The sequence below is a fragment of the Microbacterium sp. genome (assembly GCF_031178525.1).
In the GTDB taxonomy this organism is placed as follows: domain Bacteria; phylum Actinomycetota; class Actinomycetes; order Actinomycetales; family Microbacteriaceae; genus Microbacterium.
The window spans coordinates 1-5,059 of record NZ_JAPSJA010000176.1; the positions used below are offsets into that span (position 1 = coordinate 1).

The following is a 5,059-nucleotide window of genomic DNA, read 5'->3' on the forward strand; positions in this document are numbered from 1 at the left end:
TCGGGAAGTTGCGGTACAGCGTGCCGATCCCGACGCCCGCGCGGCGCGCGATGTCCTCGAGCGACGCGCCCGTGCCGTGCTCGGCGAACGCGTCGCGTGCGGCGGCGATCAGCGCGTCGAAGTTGCGCCGCGCGTCGGCGCGATGGGGGCGCTGGATGCCCGTCCAGGACGGCAGCGCCTCGGTGGTCTGTTCCGACATCGTCCCTCCTCGTGCGGGCGGATCAGGAAACGGCTTGCGAACCGGAGGAATCCTCCGCTACTCTAAACGGAGGGATCCTCCGAACGGAGTCACCCTCTCACTTTAGCCTCGATGGCGCGGCTCATCCACCTCGGCACAGACGGGAGGCCACGTCATGAGCAGCTGCACCGCTCACCCTGATCGGATCCGCCGCCGGCACGTCGGCAGCGCTCCGCGGATTCTTCCCGCGCCCCTCGGCGGCATCCGCCACATCGCCCGGCGCCGGGCCCGCGCGCGGCGCCTCCCCGGCGCGCGCGAGGCCCTGTTCGCTCTGCGCTCGTCTCTCGACGCGCTGGCCGGCCGCTGGCGCTCTCGTCCGCAGGCGCGCCGCAGCTGACGCGGCCCGGCTGACGCGATCGGCCGGGCGAGGCCGGCACCGGCGTCGTCGCCGGTCAGAAGACGATCGTGTGATTGCCGCTGCGGAGCACGCGATCCTGCGCGTGCCACAGCACGGCGCGCGAGAGCACGGCCCGCTCCACATCCGCGCCGCGGCGGCGCAGCTCGGGCGTGCTGTCCGCGTGCGTCACGCGCACGACGTCCTGCTCGATGATCGGCCCCTCGTCCAGCTCCTCCGTCACGTAGTGGGCGGTCGCGCCGATCAGCTTCACGCCGCGGTCCTTCGCCTTCTGGTACGGGTTGGCTCCGATGAACGCCGGCAGGAACGAGTGGTGGATGTTGATCACGGGCACGCCGACCTTCTGCAGGAAGTCGCCCGACAGGATCTGCATGTACCGCGCCAGCACGACGAAGTCGACGTCGGCCTCGGCGAGGTGGCGCAGGATGGCCGCCTCGGACGCGCTCTTGTCGGGCCCCTTCTGGGACGGCACGTGCACGAACGGCACGCCGAAGGACGCGACGTCGTCGGCCGTCCGGGTGTGGTTCGAGATGACCATCGGGATCTCGACGGGCAGCGAGCCGCGCCGGTGGCGCCACAGCAGGTCGAGCAGGCAGTGGTCCTCGGTCGACGCCAGGATCGCCATGCGCTTCGGGATGGAGATGTCGCGCAGGCGCCACGTGAGGCCGAACGGCTCGAGGGTCGCGGCAAGGTCGGCCTCGAGCTCGCCGATCGCGTCCTCGAGGGCCGCGCGGTGGAACACCACGCGCTGGAAGAAGTCGCCGCCGACCGGGTCGGTCGAGTGCTGGTCGAGGGAGACGATGTTGGCGTCGTGCCGCGCGAGGAGCGTGGTCACGGCAGCGACGATCCCGTGCTGGTCGGGGCCCGAGACGATCAGGCAGGCGTGGTCGGTGAGGCCGTCGATCCGCATCTGTCGATCGTATCCAGACCCGCTCACCGGGCTCGCCGCCGCCGCGTCCGCCGCAGACTGAGATACCGGCTTGCAACCCCTCGTCGATCCGTCAACCCCCTGAGGGAACGGCGCCCGCGCTGGCTACGGTGTCACCATGTCGAGCGCCACGATCAGCGACACCGTCATGGGGATCGCGCCGTCCACCGTCGACGCCGACGGAATGCTCGCCCGGACGATGCGGATCCTGAGCTGCTTCACCGCGGATGAGCCGGAGCTTTCGGCGTCGCGCCTCGGCGCGCTGACAGGCCTGTCATCCTCGACGCTGCATCGCATCCTGGCGCAGATGCTGGAGCTCGGCCTGCTCGCGCGCACGCCCGGGCGCCGCTATGCGGTGGGCGCCCGCCTCTGGGAGCTCGGAGAGCTCTCGCCGCTGGCCCTGCGCCTGCGGGAGACCGCGCTTCCCTACATGTCCCGCCTGTACGAGGCGACGGGCGAGAACGTGCACCTCGCCGTGCTGGACGCGCCGGCGCCCGAGCGGGCCTCCGCGCTGTTCGTCGGACGACTGACCGGACGCTCGTCGATCCCGACGCTCAGCAGGATGGGCGGCCGTCAGCCGCTGCACACGACGGGCGTCGGCAAGGCGCTGCTCGCGACCCAGACCGGCGACTGGCTCGAGCGGTTCCTGTCGCGGCCGCTGGAGCGCGAGACGATGCACTCCATCGTCGAACCCGACGCCGTGCGCGCCGAGGTCGACAGGGCTCGCGCCCGTGGCTACGCGACGACGCGCGAGGAGATGACCCTCGGCAATGTCTCGGTCGCGGCGCCCGTCGGATCCGTCGCGGGCCTGCCGCCCACGGCCCTGGGCGTCGTCACCCGCATCGACGGCGCCGACACGCGTCGGCTGGGTGCGCTCGTGACGCAGACGGCGGCCGATCTGGGCCGCGCGCTGCGTTCGTTCTGATTCACAAGTCCCGTACAGTGGGAGCGTCGTCAGAACGACTGTCACTGAGTGAGAAAAACGGGCGCCTCCCGTCGATCGCGGTGTCAGCCTGAGACGACCCGATCGTCGAAGGAGACGTTATGACTGACACCGCGCCCCAGGCGGCCGCGCCGGAGTCGCTCCTGCGGTCCGCGGACTTCCCGCCGCAGTCCCAGATCACTCGGGAGATCCAGGATCTCCACGCCGGGTTCGCGGAGCGCGTCGCGGGCCGCGAGCAGCTGCCGAAGACCATCCGGGACTTCCCGCCGTACCGCTCGAGCCTCCTGCGCCACCCGACCAAGAATCCCCGTCTCGTCGACCCCGAGACGATCGAGCTCTACTCGCCGGCGTTCGGCCAGCGCGACGTCGCCGCGATCGAGTCCGATCTGACGCTGCAGCACACCGGAGAGCCTCAGGGCGAGCGGATGACCGTGACCGGTCGCTTGCTCGACAGCTGGGGGCGTCCGATCCGCAACCAGCTCATCGAGATCTGGCAGGCCAACGCCGCCGGCCGCTACATCCACCAGCGCGACCAGCACCCCGCGCCGCTCGACCCCAACTTCACGGGAGCGGGCCGCACGATCACGAACGACGACGGCGAGTACCACTTCACGACGATCAAGCCGGGCCCGTATCCGTGGAAGAACCACATCAACGCCTGGCGTCCCGCCCACATCCACTTCTCGGTGTTCGGCTCGGGCTTCACGCAGCGGATCATCACGCAGATGTACTTCCCGGGCGACCCGCTGTTCGCGCTCGACCCCATCTACAACTCGATCCGGGATGAGAAGGATCGCGACCGCCTGATCGCGGCGTACGACCACGACCTGACGGTGCCCGAGTTCTCGATGGGATACCGCTGGGACATCGTCGTCGACGGCCCCGACGCCACCTGGTTCGAGCCGGAAGAGGGAGAGCACTGACATGTCGCTCGGAGAGAAGACGCTCGAGCCCACGGCCGGGCAGACCATCGGCCCGTTCTTCAAGTTCGGTCTCGAATACGACCGGATGAACGAGGTCGCCTTCCCGCACAGTCCCGGGGCGATCGTGCTGACCGGCGCGATCTACGACGGTGCGGGCGCGCCGATCCCCGACGCGGTGATCGAGATCTTCGGCGCGGACGCCGACGGCTCGATCCCCGATGCGCGCGGCTCGCTGCACCGCGACGGGTACTCGTTCACGGGCTTCGGCCGCGCCATGACGACCGACGAGGGCCGCTTCCACTTCTGGACGCGCAATCCCGGCCCGATCGGCGGCAGGGCGCCCTTCATCGCCGCGGTCGTCTACGCGCGCGGCCTGCCGGACAAGCTGCACACCCGCATCTACCTGCCGGAGCACGACGACCTGCGTGCCGCCGACCCCTTCCTGTCGCAGCTGAGCGAGTCCGAGCGCGCGTCGCTCACCGCCACGCGCACGCCCGAGGGGTACCTTCGCCACGACATCCACCTGCAGGGCGACAAGGAGACTGCCTTTCTTGTCTTCGGATAGGACCGCATTGCCTTCTGACGTCTCTCGCTCCGGGCTCGATCAAGGGCTGCTGTCGCCCGCGACGGCCGGGCGGGAAGCTCCTGTCACCGACGATGCGGTGCTCGCCGCCCTCGTGACGGCCGAGATCGGGCTCGTCGAGGCGTACGCCGCGGTCGGCGGCCTCGACCAGGAGCGCGATCGCGCCGGCGTGCTCGCCGACGCGCGCGGACTCGCCGCGCTGCTGGATGAGGGCGCAGGGGCGGCGATGCTCGATGCGCGCGAACTCGCCCTCGCCGGCATCGCGGGCGGCAATCCCGTGATCCCGCTCGTGAAGCGGCTGCGCCAGGCGGCGGGCGCCCTCGTGCGGCCCTGGGTGCACCGCGGCGCGACGAGCCAGGACATCCTGGACACCGCCCTGATGATGGTGGCGAAGGACGCGGCCGGGCACGTGCTGTCGAGCCTCGATGCGACGACCGAGGCGCTGGAGCGCTTCGCGCGCGAGCACCGCGATCAGACGGCCGCGGCCCGCACGCTCACTCAGCACGCCGTTCCCACGACCACGGGACTGCGCGCAGCGAACTGGCTGCGTGCGCTCCGTCGTTCGCGCGAGCGGCTCGCCGCCGCACGCGACTGCCTGCCCGCGCAGCTCGGCGGCGCCGGGGGCACCCTCGCCTCGTTCGTCGAGATCCTCGGGGCCGATCGCGCGGCCCGTCTGCCGGCGGCGTTCGCCGACGCCGTGGGACTCGCCGCGCCGGACGCCCCGTGGCACACGGCGCGCTGGCCCGTGACGGAGCTCGGCGACGCGCTCGTGCAGGCACTGGATGCGCTCGGTGTGCTCGCGGCGGATGTCGCGACGCTCTCGCGCACCGAGATCGGCGAGCTCGCGGAGGGATCCGGCGGCGGGTCCTCCGCCATGCCGCAGAAGCAGAACCCGGCGCGCTCGGTGCTGATCCGCTCGGCGGCTCTGCGCGGCCCGCACCTCGGCGCCACGCTGCACACGACGGCGGCGCTCGCGGTCGACGAGCGCCCCGACGGCGCGTGGCACGCCGAGTGGCCCACGCTGCGGGAGCTGCTGCGCGTCGCTCTCGGCGCGGCCGCGCACGCGGCCGACCTCGCCGACGGACTGCA

At 71.6% G+C, this 5,059-nt stretch carries 6 protein-coding genes; 4 read left to right on the forward strand and 2 right to left on the reverse strand.

The window, feature by feature from the left end; translation table 11 throughout:
- Window positions 1–199: helix-turn-helix domain-containing protein (locus RIF89_RS10810; protein WP_309069118.1), on the reverse strand; the 199-nt coding region annotated here is incomplete at its 3' end.
- Between the two features lie 431 nt (window positions 200–630).
- Window positions 631–1,503, reverse strand: coding sequence for a formyltetrahydrofolate deformylase (purU, locus tag RIF89_RS10815; RefSeq protein ID WP_309069119.1), 873 nt, complete (start codon window positions 1,501–1,503; stop codon window positions 631–633).
- A gap of 136 nt (window positions 1,504–1,639) precedes the next feature.
- Between purU and RIF89_RS10820 the strand changes: the two genes are divergently transcribed.
- The 4 genes from RIF89_RS10820 to RIF89_RS10835 form a co-directional block, all read left to right on the forward strand.
- The gene (locus tag RIF89_RS10820; RefSeq protein WP_309069120.1) at window positions 1,640–2,446 is read left to right on the forward strand and encodes an IclR family transcriptional regulator; all 807 of its coding nucleotides are present in this window, start codon (window positions 1,640–1,642) and stop codon (window positions 2,444–2,446) included.
- Between the two features lie 119 nt (window positions 2,447–2,565).
- On the forward strand, window positions 2,566–3,387 hold the full coding sequence (gene pcaH / locus RIF89_RS10825; RefSeq protein ID WP_309069121.1) for a protocatechuate 3,4-dioxygenase subunit beta: 822 nt from the start codon (window positions 2,566–2,568) through the stop codon (window positions 3,385–3,387).
- 1 nt (window position 3,388) lies between these two features.
- Complete coding sequence (gene pcaG, locus RIF89_RS10830; RefSeq protein WP_309069122.1) at window positions 3,389–3,952, forward strand: protocatechuate 3,4-dioxygenase subunit alpha; 564 nt, start codon at window positions 3,389–3,391, stop codon at window positions 3,950–3,952.
- 7 nt (window positions 3,953–3,959) lie between these two features.
- Window positions 3,960–5,059: lyase family protein (locus tag RIF89_RS10835; protein ID WP_309069123.1), on the forward strand; the 1,100-nt coding region annotated here is incomplete at its 3' end.

Coding starts and splice junctions, on each gene's coding strand:
- pcaG (WP_309069122.1), top strand. CDS start 3,389: ATGTCGCTCGGAGAGAAGACGCTCGAGCCCACGGCCGGGCAGACCATC.
- RIF89_RS10820 (WP_309069120.1), top strand. CDS start 1,640: ATGTCGAGCGCCACGATCAGCGACACCGTCATGGGGATCGCGCCGTCC.
- purU (WP_309069119.1), bottom strand. CDS start 1,503: ATGCGGATCGACGGCCTCACCGACCACGCCTGCCTGATCGTCTCGGGC.
- pcaH (WP_309069121.1), top strand. CDS start 2,566: ATGACTGACACCGCGCCCCAGGCGGCCGCGCCGGAGTCGCTCCTGCGG.